At 67.7% G+C, this 17,274-nt stretch carries 14 protein-coding genes; 10 read left to right on the top strand and 4 right to left on the bottom strand.

Annotated features, from left to right (window positions below):
• Positions 1-3 precede the first annotated feature (3 nt).
• The gene (locus E3O06_RS16580) at positions 4-603 is read right to left on the bottom strand and encodes a TetR/AcrR family transcriptional regulator (protein ID WP_134504534.1); all 600 of its coding nucleotides are present in this window, start codon (positions 601-603) and stop codon (positions 4-6) included.
• Between the two features lie 70 nt (positions 604-673).
• Here E3O06_RS16580 and E3O06_RS16575 point away from each other — a divergent pair, with 70 nt between their 5' ends.
• Positions 674-2,236 (top strand): MFS transporter, encoded by a 1,563-nt coding sequence (locus tag E3O06_RS16575; RefSeq protein WP_134504532.1) that lies wholly within the window; start codon positions 674-676, stop codon positions 2,234-2,236.
• An 87-nt stretch (positions 2,237-2,323) separates the two neighbouring features.
• Here the strand turns inward: E3O06_RS16575 and E3O06_RS16570 are convergent, their stop codons facing one another.
• A complete protein-coding gene (locus tag E3O06_RS16570) occupies positions 2,324-2,827 on the bottom strand; it encodes a DUF2004 domain-containing protein (RefSeq protein ID WP_134504530.1) in 504 nt (167 codons plus the stop codon).
• A gap of 22 nt (positions 2,828-2,849) precedes the next feature.
• The gene (gene ftsY / locus E3O06_RS16565) at positions 2,850-3,725 is read right to left on the bottom strand and encodes a signal recognition particle-docking protein FtsY (protein ID WP_134504528.1); all 876 of its coding nucleotides are present in this window, start codon (positions 3,723-3,725) and stop codon (positions 2,850-2,852) included.
• Between the two features lie 323 nt (positions 3,726-4,048).
• Between ftsY and E3O06_RS16560 the strand changes: the two genes are divergently transcribed.
• The 9 genes from E3O06_RS16560 to fdxA all read left to right on the top strand — a co-directional run bounded on the left by E3O06_RS16560 (position 4,049) and on the right by fdxA (position 13,397).
• Positions 4,049-5,782, top strand: a complete 1,734-nt coding sequence (locus tag E3O06_RS16560) for a nitrite/sulfite reductase (protein WP_134504716.1) — start codon at positions 4,049-4,051, stop codon at positions 5,780-5,782.
• Positions 5,779-6,564, top strand: coding sequence for a phosphoadenylyl-sulfate reductase (locus E3O06_RS16555; RefSeq protein ID WP_134504527.1), 786 nt, complete (start codon positions 5,779-5,781; stop codon positions 6,562-6,564). Before E3O06_RS16560 ends, E3O06_RS16555 begins: the two co-directional genes overlap by 4 nt.
• Positions 6,561-7,469 carry a sulfate adenylyltransferase subunit CysD gene (gene cysD, locus E3O06_RS16550; RefSeq protein ID WP_241980338.1) on the top strand — a complete coding sequence of 303 codons (909 nt, stop codon included), beginning with the start codon at positions 6,561-6,563 and terminating at the stop codon, positions 7,467-7,469. Before E3O06_RS16555 ends, cysD begins: the two co-directional genes overlap by 4 nt.
• Positions 7,469-8,530, top strand: a complete 1,062-nt coding sequence (locus E3O06_RS16545; RefSeq protein WP_134504523.1) for an ABC transporter substrate-binding protein — start codon at positions 7,469-7,471, stop codon at positions 8,528-8,530. Before cysD ends, E3O06_RS16545 begins: the two co-directional genes overlap by 1 nt.
• A gap of 3 nt (positions 8,531-8,533) precedes the next feature.
• Positions 8,534-9,946, top strand: coding sequence for a sulfate adenylyltransferase subunit 1 (locus E3O06_RS16540; protein WP_134504521.1), 1,413 nt, complete (start codon positions 8,534-8,536; stop codon positions 9,944-9,946).
• A gap of 5 nt (positions 9,947-9,951) precedes the next feature.
• Positions 9,952-10,725, top strand: a complete 774-nt coding sequence (locus tag E3O06_RS16535) for an ABC transporter ATP-binding protein (RefSeq protein ID WP_134504714.1) — start codon at positions 9,952-9,954, stop codon at positions 10,723-10,725.
• Entirely contained in the window at positions 10,715-11,620 is a 906-nt protein-coding gene (locus E3O06_RS16530; protein WP_134504519.1) for an ABC transporter permease, read from the top strand. Before E3O06_RS16535 ends, E3O06_RS16530 begins: the two co-directional genes overlap by 11 nt.
• A gap of 62 nt (positions 11,621-11,682) precedes the next feature.
• Positions 11,683-13,083: an FAD-dependent oxidoreductase gene (locus tag E3O06_RS16525; RefSeq protein WP_134504517.1), complete on the top strand. Its 1,401-nt coding sequence runs from the start codon at positions 11,683-11,685 to the stop codon at positions 13,081-13,083.
• Positions 13,080-13,397: a ferredoxin gene (gene fdxA / locus E3O06_RS16520; RefSeq protein WP_134504515.1), complete on the top strand. Its 318-nt coding sequence runs from the start codon at positions 13,080-13,082 to the stop codon at positions 13,395-13,397. Before E3O06_RS16525 ends, fdxA begins: the two co-directional genes overlap by 4 nt.
• Positions 13,398-13,441: 44 nt before the next feature.
• Here the strand turns inward: fdxA and smc are convergent, their stop codons facing one another.
• The gene (gene smc, locus E3O06_RS16515; RefSeq protein WP_134504513.1) at positions 13,442-17,011 is read right to left on the bottom strand and encodes a chromosome segregation protein SMC; all 3,570 of its coding nucleotides are present in this window, start codon (positions 17,009-17,011) and stop codon (positions 13,442-13,444) included.
• Between the last annotated feature and the right edge of the window lie 263 nt (positions 17,012-17,274).

The raw sequence follows: 17,274 nt of genomic DNA, 5'->3' as shown, positions 1-17,274 counted from the left end.
GTGTCAGTTTATCGGCCGGATTGCACACGGTGCGATCAGGCGCTCGACCGCGCGGATGACGTTGGTGCGGCGGCCCGCCATGGCTGCCGGGTCGGGAATGCCGCCGGGGGCCGGGGAAGCGCCAGGCTCGTGCACCCAGGCCGAGGCGATACCGAAGATGAGCGTCATGAGCTCAACCGGGTCCCACGCAGCGTCGACCCGTCCCGCCTCCTGCGCCAAGCGGATGCGGCGCACCTGCTCGTCGCGATAGCCGAGCATGACTTCGAGGGCCGGCCGCCATGTGCCGTCGGATTCGAGCCGCGCCCAGTCGATCATGCGCAGGTGGTCACCGTGCAGCACCGCGTGATCGAACAGCGCTCCGGCGAAGGCAGGCACGTCGTGGTCGGTGAGCACGGCGTCGCTCGCGAACTCGCGCAGGTTCAGTTCAAGCACCTCGAGGAATAACCGTTCCTTGTTGGAGTAGTAGGCGTACAAGCGCTCCTTGCTCGCCGACGCACGCTTCGCGATGCGATCGATGCGCCCTCCGGCGAGGCCGTAGGCGGCGAATTCCGTGCGTGCCGCCTCAAGAATCCGGGCCTGGGGGTCTGCTCCGTCGCGTGCCATATCTCGATCATAGCGAAATATTCACACAAAACGAACTGGTTCGTTCGGTTTGCGCGATAGAGTCGGTCCCATGTCGACCCCACCCTTGAGTACCGATTTATCCAGTACCGAACCATCAGACTCCCCCACCGCTCCAGCCAAGACCGCAGAAGCGCGGGCCACGCCGCCCGCGGCCGCGACATCCGCTCTGCTAACCCAGGCCAACCCGCGACGCTGGTGGCTGCTCGCCATCGTGGCGCTCGCCCAGCTGACCGTGGTGCTCGATGGCACGATCGTGAATATCGCGCTCCCCCAAGCGCAGGAAGCGCTCGGCATGAGCGACGGCGACCGCACCTGGGTCGTCACCCTGTACTCGCTCGTGTTCGGAGCCCTTCTGCTGCTCGGCGGGCGCATCGCCGACTTCTGGGGGCGCAAGCGCTCCTTCATCGTGGGCATGGCCGGGTTCGCCATCGCCTCCGCCCTCGGCGGTGCCGCCCAGAGCACCTCGGAGCTACTCGCCGCCCGCGGTCTGCAGGGACTGTTCGCCGCGCTGCTCGCACCGGCTTCGCTTGCCCTGCTCACCGTGAACTTTCCCGGCGGCAAGGACCGCATCAAGGCCTTTGCCGTCTACGGCGCGATCGCCGGTGGCGGCGCGGCCGTCGGCCTCATTCTCGGCGGGGTACTCACCGAGTATGCGAGCTGGCGCTGGTGCCTCTCCGTGAATGTGCCGATCGCCGTCGTGGCGATTGCGGCCGCTATCCCGGTGATTCGAGAGAGCAAGGCGCACGGCAACACCCGGTACGACGTGCCGGGGGCTATTCTCGTCGCGCTCGGGCTGGGATCCCTGGTCTTCGGCTTCGCGCAGGCGGAAAATGGCTGGGGCACGTGGCCCGTGCTCGTCTGCCTCCCGCTGGGACTGGTGCTGCTCGGTCTGTTCGTGCTGGTGGAAAGCCGGTCGAATCATCCGCTGCTGCCGCTTCGCATTATGGCGAACAAGGTGCGTGGCGGGGCCTTCCTGACGGCGCTGCTCTCGGGCGCCGCGCTGCTCGGCGGGCTGCTGTTTCTCACGCTGTACTTTCAGATAGTGCTGGGGTATGCCCCGATTCAGTCCGGTATCGCTTCACTGCCGATGACCGTGACGATCATGATCGGCGCCGGCCTGCTGTCGAAGTTTCTGGCCCGCACCGGCGTGCGCATACCGATGGCCGTCGGACCGATCGTGGGCGCGGCCGGGCTGCTCTGGATGACGCAGATCACGGTGGGCGGCAACTATGCGCTCGAGGTGTTGCCGGGGCTGATTTTGCTCGGAGCCGGCCTCGCGATGATCTTCGTGCCGCTGCAGAATGTGGCGCTGTCGGGGATCGCGGAGCATGACGCCGGTGCGGCGAGCGCTGCGGTGACGGCCATGCAGCAGATCGGCGGATCGCTCGGGACAGCCCTGTTCACCGCGCTGTACAGCGCTGCCGTGAGTACGTACCTGGTCGGTAAGGTGCCGTCGCAGGCGGCTGCGCTCGGTGCGCTCGTGAGCGGATATCAGTCCGCCTTCCTGTGGGCGGCCATCATTATCTTCGCGGCGGCGCCCATTGCGTTCTTCCTGGTGCGTCCGCGCAAGGAGGACCTGCTCGGCGCGGGGGCTGCGGTGCACCTCGGGTAGCCGGCGGGCTCCGGGCCCACCTTCGGGAAGCGGGCCCACGATAGATCATGGGCCCGGTTTCCGGGCCCGGGCCCGGGAAGAAAAGAGTTAGCTGTCTAGGGCCACCAGTACGGTGTCGCCGTGCACGTCGATCGTCACGACGAGCAGGCCGTCGGTGTCGTCGGGGCTGATGGCATATTCGAGTACGGCGAAGTGCGCCTCGCTGCCGTTGTGGTGCGGGTGAAAGCCGATGCGCTGCAGGCGCAGCGAGCGCAGAAAGTCAATCTGCTGGTCGCCGGAATCCCAGATGATGGCGTTCTCAATCGCCTCCTGGTCCATCTCCTCGAGCTGCTCACTGATGTACTGGCTCGTCACCGAGACCTCGGCCGACAAGTCGGCGACGAGGGACTCCCGCACCTGGGAGTCGAGGTCCTCCATCGAGCCGATCATGGCAGCGGCAATGTCGAGCGCTTCGGCGGTGACCGAATCTTCATCGGGCGAGCTGAGGTCGATTTCGACGCTCTGGTCGCCGAGCTCGGCCGAATCCGACCAGTAGACCTCGCCCTCGTCTTCGTCGCCGAGAATTCCGAAGAAATCGTGTTCGATGCTCATAGTGCTCCTCTAAAGTTCTTCATCAGCCGACGAGTTTCTGCGCGAACACGTGCGGGGTGAAACCGGTAAGGTCGTTGATACCCTCACCCTGCCCGACCAGTTTGATCGGAATGCCGGTCTTCTCCTGCACCGCCAGCACGAAGCCGCCGCGCGCTGAACCGTCGAGCTTGGTCAGCACGAGGCCGGTCACCCCGGCGTGCTCGATGAAGGCCTCGGCCTGGGCGAGCCCGTTCTGGCCGGTCGTGGCATCGAGCACGAGCAGCACCTCGGCGATCGGCCCCTGCTTTTCGACGACGCGGCGAATCTTAGTGAGCTCGTCCATCAGGCCGCCCTTGGTCTGCAGCCGCCCGGCGGTGTCGATGAGCACGATCTCGATGCCCTCGTTCTTCGCCTTCTCGACCGTTTGAAAGGCGACGGATGCCGGATCCTGGCCGGTCATCTGCGGCTTCACGATCTGCGCGCCGGCGCGTTCGGCCCAGGTCGATAGTTGTTCGACGGCCCCGGCCCGAAACGTGTCGGCCGCGCCGATCACGACGCTCCGGCCGTAGGTATTGAGAAACTTCGCGAATTTGCCGATCGTCGTGGTCTTGCCGACGCCGTTGACCCCGACGACGAGTACAACCGCGGGGCGCTCGGACAGTGTGAGGGTGGAGTCGAGAACCGAGAGGCGCTCTTCGATGCCTTCGCGGAGCATCCGCTGGAGGTCGGTCGGGTCGGTCGTGTTGTATTTGGCGACCTTGGCGCGCAGGTCGGCGATGACCGCGTCGGTGACGGTGGGACCGAAGTCGGCCTGCAGCAGGGCATCCTCGAGGTCGTCCCAGGTGTCGGCGTCGATGGTCTTCTTCGCGAACATTCCGCGCAGTGCGCCGGAGAGGGACCAGGGGGTGCGTTCAGCCATGTCCCTAGCCTACGGGGGTGTCACGGGGTTCGGCGCGGGGAAAGGCGCGAGCCCGGCGTTGCTTGGGCGGAGCGCCCGACAAGCGGATGCCCGCAGTACCCTCCTGCAGGCATCCGCCGGCCGCCGTTCGGCCGGTTATCGCCGAACACTCGTGGCCTGCCCCGCAACCTGTGTGACGCCGCGTGACAGTGTGTGACAGCACATGACCCTCACTGCACCCCCTGTTCGCGCGGCGCAGTAGCGTGAGTGTCGTTGCTTCGGTTCGTAAACCGGGGCGGCGCCGCGAACCGAGGGAGCCCGACGTGCCGAACGAAACCGAGACGGTGCACAGCACTGCGGCCGCGAACGCACCGGCAGCAGCCAAGCTGCCCGCCGCCCGACCGCCGCGGCCGTCGACCCGCCCGAACGGCCAGTGGAAGATCGACGGCACCGAACCGCTCAACGGCAACGAGGTCTGGAAGCAGGTCGACAACGGCCTCGCCGTGCGCGGCCGCATCGAACAGATCTACTCCAAAGAGGGCTTCGACTCGATCGACGGCACCGACCTGCACGGCCGCTTTCGCTGGTGGGGCCTCTACACGCAGCGCAAGCCCGGCATCGACGGCGGCAAGACCGCCACCCTCGAACCCGAGGAGCTCGAAGACCGCTACTTCATGCTGCGCGTGCGCATCGACGGCGGCCAGCTCAGCACCGAACAAACCAGGGTGATCGGCGAGGTGTCCCGCGACTTCGGCCGCGACACCGCCGACATCACCGACCGCCAGAACATTCAGCTGCACTGGATCCAGATCGAGGACATGCCCGAAATCTGGCGCCGCCTCGAAGCCGTCGGTCTCGAAACCACCCAGGCCTGCGGCGACGTGCCGCGCGTGTTCCTCGGCTCCCCCGTTGCCGGCATCGCCGCCGACGAACTCATCGACCCCACCGAGTCCATCAACGAGCTCGCCCGCAAGTTCCTCGGCACCGACGAATTCGCCAACCTGCCCCGCAAGTTCAAAACCGCCATCACCGGCCACCCCAGCCAGGACGTCGTGCACGAGATCAACGACATCGGCCTCGTCGCGCTCGAACACCCCGAACTGGGTATCGGCTACGACCTCTGGGTCGGCGGAGCGCTCAGCACCACCCCGCGCCTGGCCGAACGCCTCGGCGCGTTCGTCGCCGAAGACCGAGTGTCCGAGGTCTGGCGCGGCGTCGCCTCCATCTTTCGGGACTACGGCTACCGCCGTCTGCGCGGCAAGGCACGCCTGAAGTTTCTGCTCGCCGAGTGGGGACCGGAGAAGTTCCGTCGTATTCTCGAAGACGAATATCTCGGTTACACCCTGCCCGACGGCCCCGCCGCTCCCCGCCCGAAGACGCAGGGCGACCACATCGGCGTGCACAAGCAGAAGGACGGCCGTTTCTACATCGGCGTTGCCCCCTTCGTCGGCCGCGTCTCCGGCCAGACCCTGATCAGGCTCGCCGACTTGCTCGAAGCCCACGGCTCGACCCGCCTGCGCACGACCCCGCATCAGAAGATCGTGGTGCTCGACGTGGCCGAAGAGCACGTGGAACCGCTCATCACGGCCCTCGATGAGATCGGCCTCTCGGCCCGCCCGAGCCTGTTCCGCCGCTCGACCGTGGCCTGCACCGGTATCGAATTCTGCAAGCTCGCCATCGTCGAGACCAAGCAGTCGGCAACGGATGCCATCCTCGAGCTCGAGAAGCGCCTCGCCGACATCGACGCCCCGCACCCGATCACCCTGCACGTGAACGGATGCCCCAACTCCTGCGCCCGCATCCAGACCGCGGACATCGGGCTCAAGGGCCAGCTGCTGCCCGACGGCAATGGCGGCTCCACCCCCGGCTTCCAGGTGCACCTCGGCGGCGGCCTCGCCTCCGTCGACCGCGACGAGGCCGGCCTCGGCCGCACCGTGCGCGGCCTCAAGGTGACCGCCGACGACCTCGCCGACTACGTTGAACGTCTCGTGCGCCGTTTCCTGGCCGCCCGCGCCGCCGACACCGACGAAACCTTTGCCCAGTGGGCGCACCGCGCCGATGAGGAGGACCTCACATGAGCGCCATCAACCTGAACGCGCGAGCAGCAGCATCCGCTGCCCCCGCCCGTGTCTTGCCGCCGCGCCGACCGGCCGCCGAGCTGCAGGCGCTCGCCGAAGCCGGGTCGGCCGAACTTGAAGCGGCCGCCGCAGCGAACGGCCGTGAGGCCACCGCCGCCGAGGTCGTCGCCTGGGTCGCCCGCAACTTCAGCCCCGACACCGTGGCCGTAGCCTGCTCCATGGCCGACGCGGTGCTGCCCGAGATCGTGTCGCAGCAGCTGCCCGGAGTCGACGTGCTCTTTCTCGACACCGGTTATCACTTCGATGAGACCTATGAGACCCGCGACGCTGTCGCGGCCGCCCTGCCGGTCACCGTCGTCGACGTGCTGCCGCTCACGACGGTCCCGGAGCAGGACGCCCTGCATGGCGCCGAGCTGTTCGCGCGCGATGCCACCGCCTGCTGCGCGATGCGCAAGGTCGAACCGTTGCAGCGCTCCCTCGGCGGCTACGAGCTGTGGTTCACCGGTGTGCGCCGCGACGAAGCGCCCACCCGCGCCAACACGCCGTTGGTGACCTGGGACGAACGCAACGGCCTGGTGAAGGTGAACCCGGTCGCCGCCTGGAGCTACGACGAGCTCATGGACTACGCCACCCAACATGAGGTTCCGGTGAACGCGCTGCTCTCCCAGGGCTATCCCTCCATCGGTTGTGCCCCCTGCACCCAGCCCGTCGCGGCGGGTGCCGATCCCCGTTCCGGCCGCTGGGCCACCCTCGAGAAGACAGAATGCGGGCTCCACCTATGACCACTGCAACCCACCGCCTCTCCGAACTCGACGTGCTCGAGAGCGAAGCGATCCACATCATTCGCGAGGTCGTCGCCGAATTCGAACGCCCCGTGCTGCTGTTCTCCGGCGGCAAGGACTCGGTCGTGGTGCTGCACCTCGCCGCGAAGGCGTTCTGGCCGGGCAAGATTCCGTTCTCGCTGCTGCACGTGGACACCGGGCACAACTTTCCCGAGGTGCTCGAGTTTCGCGACAAAACCGTTGCGGCCCATGGGGTGCGCCTCGTCGTCGCCAAGGTGCAGGACTACATCGATGACGGCCGGCTCGCCGAGCGCGCCGACGGCACCCGCAACCCGCTGCAGACCCTGCCGCTGCTCGACGCGATCGCGGCTGGCCGGCACGACGCCGTCTTCGGCGGCGCCCGCCGCGACGAAGACAAGGCCAGGGCCAAGGAGCGCATCCTTTCGCTGCGCGACGAATTCGGCCAGTGGGACCCGCGCAACCAGCGCCCAGAGCTGTGGAACCTCTACAACGGCCGCCACACCGTGGGCCAGCATGTGCGCGCCTTCCCGATCAGCAACTGGACCGAACTCAACGTCTGGCGTTACATCGAACGCGAGAACATCGAACTGCCCCCGCTCTACTACGCCCACGAGCGTGAGGTCTACCGTCGCGACAACATGTGGCGCGCCGTCAGCCCGGTCAGCCCGGCGAGGGCCAACGAAATCATCGAACTGCGCACCGTGCGGTACCGCACGGTGGGCGACATGAGCTGCACCGGCGCGGTCGACTCGGCCGCGGCATCCGTTGCCGATGTCGTGCGCGAGGTCGGCGTGAGCACCATCACCGAACGAGGCGCAACCCGCGCCGACGACCGCATCTCCGAGGCCGCCATGGAAGACCGCAAGAAGGAAGGATATTTCTGATGAAGACCTCGCTACGTTTGGGCGCCCTCATGCTGGGAACCGCCCTTCTTGTGAGCGGATGCGCCGCCACGGTCAGCACCGAGCCCGCCACCGACCAGGGACCCGCCGCCGAACTGCGGCTGGGCTACTTCGACAACGTCACCCACGCCGCGGCACTCGTCGGAGTACAGAACGGTTTCTTCGACGACGCCCTCGGCGATACGACGCTGACCACCCAGACCTTCAACGCCGGCCCGGCCGCCGTTGAAGCGCTCAGCGCCGGTGCCATCGACGCCGCCTACATCGGTCCGAGCCCGGCCGTAAACACCTTCGTGCAGAGCGGCGGCCAGTCCGCCGTCATCGTGGCCGGAGCAGCGAGCGGCGGCGCTGCACTCGTCGTGCGGGACGGCATCGACAGCCCGGCCGACCTGGCCGGCACCATCCTCGCCACCCCGCAGCTCGGCAACACCCAGGATGTCGCCCTGCGCTCCTGGCTCGGCGATGAAGGCTACGAGACCAGCACGACCGGCGGCGGCGACGTCACCGTGGCTCCCACCGACAACGCGCAGACACTGACGCTGTTTCAGAGCGGCAAGATCGACGGTGCCTGGCTCCCGGAACCCTGGGTGTCCCGCCTGCTGCTCGAAGCCGACGGTCACGTTCTCGTGAACGAAGCCTCCCGGTGGGAGAACGGCGACTTTCCGACCACCGTGCTGCTCGTGCGCAAGGCTTTTCTCGAGGAGCACCCCGACACAGTCCAGGCGCTCTTGGAGGGCCATGTCACAGCCGTCGACTGGCTCACCGAGAACCCGGCCGAGGCCGCGACGGTCATCAACGCGAAGCTCAAGGCCGACACCGGCAAGGCACTCGCCGACGACGTGCTGGCCCGCGCCCTGACCGAAGTGAAGTTCAATGTCGACCCGCTGGCCGCCACCTTTCCGGTCTCGCTCGCCGAGGCGGTCAAGGCCGGCATCGGCAAGGACGGCGACCTGGACGGACTGTTCAACGTGGCCCTGCTCAATGCCGTACTCGCGGAACGCACAGAAGAACCGGTCTCGGCCGGCGGATTGGGAACGGAATAACAGATGACCCTCACCATTGACACCCAGAACCTCGCCACGGAGGCCGTCGTTTCTGCTCCCGAAGGCACCCTGTTTCGTTTCGCAACGGCCGGCTCGGTCGACGACGGCAAGTCCACCCTCGTGGGCCGGCTGCTGCACGATTCCAAGGCCATCCTCGCCGACCAGCTGGAAGCGGTCACCCGCACCTCGACCGAGCGCGGCTTCGGCGGCGAAAGCGGCGGCATCGACTTTGCGCTGTTGACCGACGGCCTGCGCGCCGAACGCGAACAGGGCATCACCATCGACGTGGCCTACCGCTACTTCGCGACACCGGTCCGCTCCTTCATCCTCGCCGACTGCCCCGGCCACGTGCAGTACACCCGCAACATGGTCACCGGCGCCACCACAGCGGATGCCGTCATCATGCTCATCGACGCCCGCAAGGGTGTGCTCGAGCAGACCCGCCGGCACCTCAGCGTCGTCGCCCTGCTGCGCGTGCCGCACGTGATCGTCGCGGTCAACAAGATCGACCTGCTGGACTACGACGAGGCCGCCTACCGGGCGGTTGAGGCATCCGTTCGTCTGGTCACCGCCGAACTCGGAATCGCCGACGTGCTGGTGATTCCCGTGTCGGCCCTTGCCGGAGACAACGTCGTTGACCGCTCCGAGCGCACCCCCTGGTATGACGGGCCGAGCCTGCTCGAACTGCTCGAAACCCTCACCGTGATCGATGATCTCGACGATTCGGGCCGAGCCACCGAGGCGTTCCGCCTGCCCGTGCAGCTCGTGCTGCGCCCGCAGGGCGCGGTCGTCGTCGCCCCGGAGCTCGCCGACTCCTTCCGCGACTACCGGGCCTACGCCGGGCAGGTCGCGAGCGGCAGCATCAAGGTCGGCGACACCGTCACCGTCGAGCCCGGCGGCGGCACCAGCACCGTCACCGGCATCGACTTCGCCGGGGTCGCCCTCGACGAGGCCTTCGCGCCTCAGTCGATCGCGCTGCGCCTGGCCGACGACCTCGACATTGCCCGCGGCGCCGTGATCGCGGCCGCCGACACCCTGCCACCGGTCACCCGCACCCTCGAGGCCGACCTGTTCTGGCTCGACCCGCGCCCACTCGCACCGGGCGCCCGCGTTCTCGTAAAGTTCGGCACGACCGTCGTGCAGGCCCTGGTCAGCGCGGTCACCGGCCGGCTCGACCTGACGACGCTCGGCGTGGAACCCGCCACGGCCCTCGCCGTGAACGACATCGGGCAGGCGAGCATCCGCTTGTCGCGCGATCTGCCCGTTGAGCGTTACACGCAGAACCGCCGCTCGGGCGCGTTCCTGGTGATCCACCCGCAGGACGGCGCGACCCTGGCCGCCGGCATCGTGACCGCGCCCGGCGAGCCCACCCGCGCCGGCGACGGCTCCGGCGCCGGGTCGGAAGTGTCGCCGTGACCAACGTGTCTGTTGCCACAGCCCCGACCACTGCTGGGGTCGGGCCGGCAGCGATCACGATCGACGCCCTCGGCAAGCGTTACGGCACCGGACCGCTCGTGCTCGACGACATCAACCTGTCGATCGAGGCCGGCCAGTTCGTCTGCCTGCTCGGTGCGAGCGGGTGCGGCAAGTCCACGCTGCTGAACATCATTGCCGGTCTGGAGAAGCCGACCGAGGGCTCCGTCACCGTGGCGAGCGGCAAGGCCGCCGTCATGTTCCAGGACGCGGCCCTGTTTCCGTGGCTGACCGCCGGTCGCAATGTGGAGCTCGCCCTCAAGCTGGGCGGGGTGCCCCGCAAGGAACGTAGCGGTGCCGCCCTGGAACTGCTCGACCTGGTCAACCTCGCCGATGCCGCCGACAAACGTCCCCACGAACTCTCCGGCGGCATGCGTCAACGCGTCGCCCTCGCGCGCTCGCTCGCGCAGGACCGCAAGGTGCTGCTCATGGACGAACCGTTCGCCGCGCTCGACGCCATCACCCGCGACCTGCTGCACGAGGAACTGGAACGGGTCTGGCGCCAAACCGGCCGCACCATTGTTTTCGTCACCCACAACGTGCGGGAGGCCGCCCGGTTGGGGCAACGCATCCTCCTGATGTCGTCGCGCCCCGGGCGCATCGTCAACGAGTGGACCATCACCGACACCGGCTCACGCCGCATCGAATCCCCCGAAGTCGCCCGTCTGGGCGACGAGATCACCGACCAGCTGCGAGAGGAGATTCGACGCAATGCCGCTTGACACTCGCACCGGCACCGCCTCCGACCCCGACCACGACGAACTCCGCCGCCTCGAAGCCGGCCTGGATTCGCTGCAGGCCGTGCCCGAACCCCCCCGCGGCGCCTTTCGCCGCACCCTCGACGGTGTGGTGCCGCCGATTCTGCTGCTCATCACCCTGGTCGCGGCCTGGCAGGCCTACATTGTGATCGCCAAGCCCCGCCCCGACCTGATCCCCGGACCGTTCGACGTGTTCGGCGCCCTGGTCAGCGCCTGGTCGAGCGAGCGCCTGCAACTCGCGGTGCTGACCAGCCTCGAACGCGGCGGGCTCGGATTCCTCATCGCCGTCGCCATCGGGACTCCGATCGGGCTGCTGCTCGCCGAATGCCGCCCGGTGCGACGGGCTCTCGGCCCGTTACTGTCCGGGCTGCAGGTGCTGCCCTCGGTCGCCTGGGTGCCCGCCGCCATCATCTGGTTCGGCCTCACCGACGCCACGGTCTATTTCGTGGTACTCATGGGCGCGGTGCCGTCGATCGCCAACGGGCTCGTCTCCGGTGTCGACCAGATTCCGCCGCAGCTGCGCCGCGTGGGCACCGTGCTGGGCGCATCGCGCGTGCAGATGGCCACCCTCGTGGTGCTGCCGGCCGCCCTGCCCGGCTACTTCTCCGGCCTGAAACAGGGCTGGGCCTTCGCCTGGCGCTCGCTTATGGCCGCAGAAATCATCGCCATGGGCGGCACGATGGGCTTCGGCCTCGGCTCGATGCTGCAACAGAGCCGGGAACTCGCCGACCTGTCCGGCGTGCTTGCGACGATTCTGGTGATTCTGTTCGTCGGCATCCTGGTTGAGCTCGTCGTCTTCGCTCCGATCGAGCGTCGTCTGCTGCGCCGCCGCGGACTCATGGCCGCCGGCCTGCGCTGACCCGCGCGCATCCATTCTTCTGTTGTTTCATTCTGCAAGCTTGCGCCATTGAAAGGCACACTATGACCCCCGTTCCCTCTGCCCTGCGCGTTGCCATCATCGGTGCCGGCCCGGCCGGCATCTACGCCGGGAATATTTTGAACCGGCTGGTGCAGGAGGCCGGGCACACCGTGGCCATCGACCTGTTCGATTCGCTGCCGGCGCCGTACGGGCTCATTCGCTACGGCGTCGCCCCTGACCACCCCCGCATCAAGGGCATCGTCAAGTCGTTGCAGGAAATGCTCGACGCCGATACGATTCGCTTCATCGGCAACGTCACCTACGGCACCGACCTGACCCTGGCCGACCTGCGCGAGCACTACCACGCGGTCATCTTCGCGACCGGCGCCATTCTCGACGCCCCGCTCGTCATTCCCGGCATCGACCTGCCCGGCTCATTCGGCGCCGCCGACTTCGTCTCCTGGTACGACGGCCACCCCGACGTGCCGCTGGAGTGGCCACTCGACGCGACCGACGTGGCCGTCATCGGAAACGGCAACGTGGCCCTCGACGTCGCCCGTATCCTGGCCAAGCACGCCGACGACCTGCTCACCACCGACATCCCCGCCTCGGTCTATGCCGGGCTCGCCGGATCCCCGGTCACCGACGTGCACGTGTTCGGCCGTCGCGGGCCGTCGCAGGTGAAGTTCACCCCGATCGAGCTGCGCGAGCTCGCCGACATCCCCGACGTTGACCTCGTGGTCTACGCCGAGGATTTCACGCCCGATTCGCACAGCGAACAACTCGTCGCCAGCAACAACCAGGTCAAGATCATGACCCGCACGCTGAACGGATGGTTGACCAAGGTTCCGCAGGGCGCCTCGCGTCGCCTGCACCTGCACTTCCTGCACGCACCGCTCGAGGTGTACGGCGACGGGCGGGTCGAAGGCATCCGTTTTGAACGCACCGAACACACCGGGGACGGCGACGTCAAGGCTACCGGGGAGGTCGTCGACTACCCGGTGCAGGCCGTCTACCGAGCGGTCGGCTACCGCGGCAGCGCCCTCACCGAGGTGCCGTTCGACGCCGTACGCGGTGTCATTCCGAACGACGGCGGGCGTGTGCTCGATGCATCCGGCGAGCCGATCGCCGGACTGTACGCCACCGGCTGGATCAAGCGCGGTCCGGTCGGCCTCATCGGCCACACCAAGGGTGACGCTTTGGAGACCATCACCCGGCTCGTCGAAGACGTACCAGCGCTCGTCGCTGGCAACCAGACGTTCGGCGCAGCGGATACGATTCTGTCCCTGCTCGACGAACGCGGGGTGGAATTCACGACCTGGGCCGGCTGGCGTACCCTGGACGCGCACGAACGACTGCTCGGCACGCAGGACTCTGTCACGCCGGGCCGGGAGCGCGTCAAGGTCATCTCCCGCGCCGAACAGGTCGCGATCTCCCGCACGGAAGCGTTGCTGACACTGTGACCTATGTGATCGCTCTTCCCTGCGTCGATGTGAAAGATCGTGCCTGCATCGACGAATGCCCGGTGGACTGCATCTATGAGGGCGAACGTTCCCTCTATATCCATCCGGACGAGTGCGTCGACTGCGGCGCCTGCGAACCGGTCTGCCCGGTCGAGGCCATCTACTACGAAGATGACCTGCCCGAGCAGTGGGCCGACTACTACAAGGCCAACGTTGAATTCTTCGACGACCTCGGCTCCCCGGGCGGCGCGGCCAAGGTCGGCGTGATCGCCAAGGACCACCCCGTCATCTCGGCACTGCCGCCACAGGTTTAGGTCGCCACAGGTTTAGGTCGCCACAGGTTTAGGTCGCCACAGGGCTAGCCCGCCGCAGCATCCGCCCGCTGGTCTGCACGGGTGCCGACGCGCTGGCCGACCACGGCGCTGACCCCGTCTTGCCGCATGCTGACGCCGTAGAGGGCATCCGCTATTTCCATGGTGCGTTTCTGGTGGGTGATCACGATGAGCTGGCTGGTCTCGCGCAAGTCTTCGAAGATGGTCAGCAACCGGCCGAGGTTGGCGTCGTCGAGGGCGGCTTCGACCTCGTCCATGATGTAGAACGGGCTCGGGCGCGCCTTGAAGATGGCGATCAGCAGCGCGACGGCGGCGAGCGAGCGTTCGCCGCCGGAAAGTAGCGACAGGCGTTCGATCTTCTTGCCGGCCGGTTTGACCGATACCTCGATGCCGGTGGTCAGCAGGTCGTCGGGATCGGTGAGCCAGATGCTTCCGCTGCCGCCGGGAAACAACACCGGGAACACCTCAGCGAAGGCCGCCTGGGTGTCGTCGAACGCCGACCCGAAGATGGTCTGCATCTTCTCGTCGATGTCGGCGATGATGGTGAGCAGGTCGCTGCGGGTCGAGGTCAAGTCGGTGAGTTGCTCGGTGAGAAACTTATGTCGCTGCTCAAGCGCGGCGAATTCCTCGAGCGCGAGCGGGTTGACCCGGCCGAGCCGGCCCAGCGTGCGTTCGGCAGCCGCAAACCGTTTCTGCTGCTCAGCCCGGTCGAAGCGGATGCCGTCGGTCGTGCGGCCCTCCGCGGGCGCGTCATCGGCACGGATGTCATCCAGACCGGTGCCATCCGCCGGGATGAGCTGGTCGGGCCCGTATTCGCCGACGAGCACGCCTTCGGTCAGGCCGAGTTCGCTGCCGGCGCGTTCCAGCAGGGCCGAGAGGTGCAGCTTCTTCTCGTAGATCTCCAGTTCGAGGCCGTGCACGTTCTCGGTGATCGAGGCGAGCCGCTCCCGCAGGGCGTTCTCGTCACGCCGCAGTTGCTGCAGTTCGCTGTTCTGGCTCGCTCGCTCGGCTTCGGCGCTGGCCAGCTGAAGTTGCGCTGCAGCGACTGAGCGGTCAGCCGCGGCGAGCACGGCGGGAAGCGCCTCGGCGACGCGGGAGGCGGCATCCACTTGGCGGCGACGGATGACGGCGCGGCGGGCGGCCGCAGCGGCCGCCGTGCGGTCGGTCTCCAGCTGCCGGGTCAGGGTCGCCACCTGCAGTTCGCCGGCGCGCACGCGTTCGCGGGCGGTTTCCACCTGCAGCCGGGTCTCGACCTCGGATTCGCGGGCGGCCTCGAGTTCGGTATGGAGCGCGTCGCGCAGGGTCGCGTCGAGGACCGGTCGTGGCTGAGACCGGGCGGTCACCAGGACGGCAGCGGCCCGTTCCGCGACGGCCTCGGCTTCGGTGACGGCTCCGCTGGCGAGCTCGAGCGCGGCGGAGACTCGGTCGACGTCGGCGGCGGCCGCATCGGCCTGCACCACGAGTCGACCGCGACGTTCCGTGCGGGTGGCGAGCTGCGTCTCGAAGGCGCGCAGGGTCGCTCGCGAGCTCACCGACTGTTCCTTGTACGCCTGCAGGAGTGTGCGCTGTTCGGCGAAATCAAACCGCGTCCGCTCGGTCAGCACGGTGACCGTCGCGAGCTTCTCGGCAGCGATATCACGCTCGGCGACGAGTTCGAGCTTGCTCTGCCGGGCCCCCGACCCGCCGCGTACGACCCACGGGCTCAGTACCTCGCCGGCGAGGGTGATACGGGTGAGGCTGTCGGGCAGCTCCGCTGCGCCGGCCAGCGCGAGATCGTCGACGATGACGGTCTGCGCGAGCAGGCCGCTCACGCCTGCGGGACCGTCGATGACCGAGGTCGCCCAGCGGATGCCTGCCCTGTCTCCCAAATCGATCGCTGGATCGATGCTGTCCTGCCCGTCGGCCAGGATCAGTTCGACCCGCCCGAAGTCGTCGCGTGAGGCCTGCACGATCGCGTCGAGGGCAAAGTCGCGGTTCTCGGCGAGCACGGCATCGGCGAGGGAGCCGAGCGCGGCGGCGATCGCCGCTTCGAACCCCGGCTGCACCCGCACGTGGTCGGCCACGAGCCCGCGAATGCCGGTCAGCTGCGCGCCGAGCAGGGCCGACGAGCCGTCTTTTTGGTCGAGCGCGAGGGAGAACGCACCCTGCCGTGCCGCCTGGGCGTCGCGTTCCCGTTCGTGCCGGTGCAGCTCATCGCGCAGTCGCTCCACCTCGACCTCGACGCGCTGTACCGCGGCCTGCGCCAGTTCGAAGGCTTCGGAGAGCTCGCCCGAATCGGGTTCGCCAGCGGGCACTGAAGCCTCCAGTTCGTCGAGCTGCAGCTGCGCCTTCTGGTTGCGGTCCGTCGCCGCGTCCAGGGCATTCTGCTGCCGCAGACGTTCACCGCGAACGGCCGCTAGTCGCGAAGCCGCCGTCTCGGATTGCCCGGTCAGGTGGGAAATCTCCAGGTCATGCCGAGAGACGAGCGCTGCCTGCGCCGCAATATCTTCGTCGACAGCGTCGAGCCGCGACCGCGCAGCCGCGCTCTGCTGCCTGGCGTCATCCCAGGCACTCTGAGCCGCTCCGATACCCGCGCGCAGCCGCTCCATCTCGGCCGCAGCCTCGGTCAGCATGGTCGGGGTGACACTCGGTACGAGGGCTGACGACTCGGCCTGCGAACCGAGCAGGGCCAGTCGTTGGTTGGCCAGGGTGAACAGGCCGCGCAGTCGCTGTTGTACCGATTCGAGCTCGTAGCTGGTGCGGCGGGCCAGGTCGACGGCATCGCCGACCTGGGCGCGCTCGAGCCGCTGTACCCGCCCCTGTTTCTGCACGAGCTGTTCCTGCAGCACGACCCGTTCGGTGTGGCGTTCACTCTCGGTGCGATTGTGGGCGTCGAGCGCGGTGCGCAGCGTCACGACGTCGTCGGCGAGCAACCGGGCACGGGCGTCTCGCACGACGGCGGCGATGGTCTGCGCCTCGCGGGCGATTTCGGCCTGGTGGCCGAGCGGCTTGAGCTGGCGGCGAATCTCCCCAGCGAGGTCACTCAGCCGGGTGAGGTTAGTCTGCATCGCATCGAGCTTGCGCAGGGTCTTCTCTTTGCGGCGGCGGTGTTTGAGTATGCCGGCGGCCTCTTCGATGAAGCCGCGGCGTTCTTCGGGGCTCGCGCGCAAGACGGCGTCGAGCTGTCCCTGCCCCACGATGACGTGCATCTCGCGGCCGAGGCCGGAGTCGCTGAGCAACTCCTGCACATCGAGCAGCCGGCAGGTGCGCCCGTTGATGGCGTATTCACTCGCACCGTTGCGAAAGAGCGTGCGCGAGATGGTCACTTCGGAGTATTCGATCGGCAGGGCGCCGTCGGCGTTGTCGATGGTGAGAATGACTTCGGCCCGGCCGAGCGGGCCGCGGGTCGACGTGCCCGCGAAGATGACGTCTTCCATCTTGCCGCCGCGCAGGGTTTTCACACCCTGCTCGCCCATCACCCAGGCGAGGGCGTCGACGACGTTGGACTTGCCCGACCCGTTCGGACCGACGACACAGGTGACGCCTGGCTCGAACGCGAACATCGTCGGCTGCGCGAACGATTTGAACCCCTTGAGGGTGAGGCTCTTCAAATACAACGTAAGACCCTTTCGCTCGGTCCGCCGCAAGTCCTGGTCTCGGGGCTGATTCAACGGTACCGTGCCCCACCGACACTGGCCGGGACATCCGCTTGTCGGGGAGTGTGGCGGGCAGAACTGCGGAGGTTACCCGGATGAGCACCGATGCCCCGACGGCCGGGCTTGAGGAGCCGGAAGATGTCTGGACCGCCGATGGGCTGCGAAAGGGCTTGGAAACGAGTCGTACCGCCTGATGCCCAATCCTGAGTCACAATTCTGAGTTG

Origin of the sequence: Cryobacterium glaciale (genome assembly GCF_004402535.1) — a bacterium.
GTDB lineage: Bacteria > Actinomycetota > Actinomycetes > Actinomycetales > Microbacteriaceae > Cryobacterium > Cryobacterium glaciale.
Note: the sequence above shows the minus strand (reverse complement) of the source record. Positions and strands in the feature narration are given on the sequence as shown.

Excerpts from the sequence above, each read along its gene's own strand:
- E3O06_RS16545 (WP_134504523.1), top strand. The coding sequence starts at position 7,469 with ATGAAGACCTCGCTACGTTTGGGCGCCCTCATGCTGGGAACCGCCCTT.
- E3O06_RS16525 (WP_134504517.1), top strand. The coding sequence starts at position 11,683 with ATGACCCCCGTTCCCTCTGCCCTGCGCGTTGCCATCATCGGTGCCGGC.
- E3O06_RS16570 (WP_134504530.1), bottom strand. The coding sequence starts at position 2,827 with ATGAGCATCGAACACGATTTCTTCGGAATTCTCGGCGACGAAGACGAG.
- E3O06_RS16580 (WP_134504534.1), bottom strand. The coding sequence starts at position 603 with ATGGCACGCGACGGAGCAGACCCCCAGGCCCGGATTCTTGAGGCGGCA.
- E3O06_RS16540 (WP_134504521.1), top strand. The coding sequence starts at position 8,534 with ATGACCCTCACCATTGACACCCAGAACCTCGCCACGGAGGCCGTCGTT.
- E3O06_RS16530 (WP_134504519.1), top strand. The coding sequence starts at position 10,715 with ATGCCGCTTGACACTCGCACCGGCACCGCCTCCGACCCCGACCACGAC.
- E3O06_RS16555 (WP_134504527.1), top strand. The coding sequence starts at position 5,779 with ATGAGCGCCATCAACCTGAACGCGCGAGCAGCAGCATCCGCTGCCCCC.
- cysD (WP_241980338.1), top strand. The coding sequence starts at position 6,561 with ATGACCACTGCAACCCACCGCCTCTCCGAACTCGACGTGCTCGAGAGC.
- ftsY (WP_134504528.1), bottom strand. The coding sequence starts at position 3,725 with ATGGCTGAACGCACCCCCTGGTCCCTCTCCGGCGCACTGCGCGGAATG.
- E3O06_RS16575 (WP_134504532.1), top strand. The coding sequence starts at position 674 with ATGTCGACCCCACCCTTGAGTACCGATTTATCCAGTACCGAACCATCA.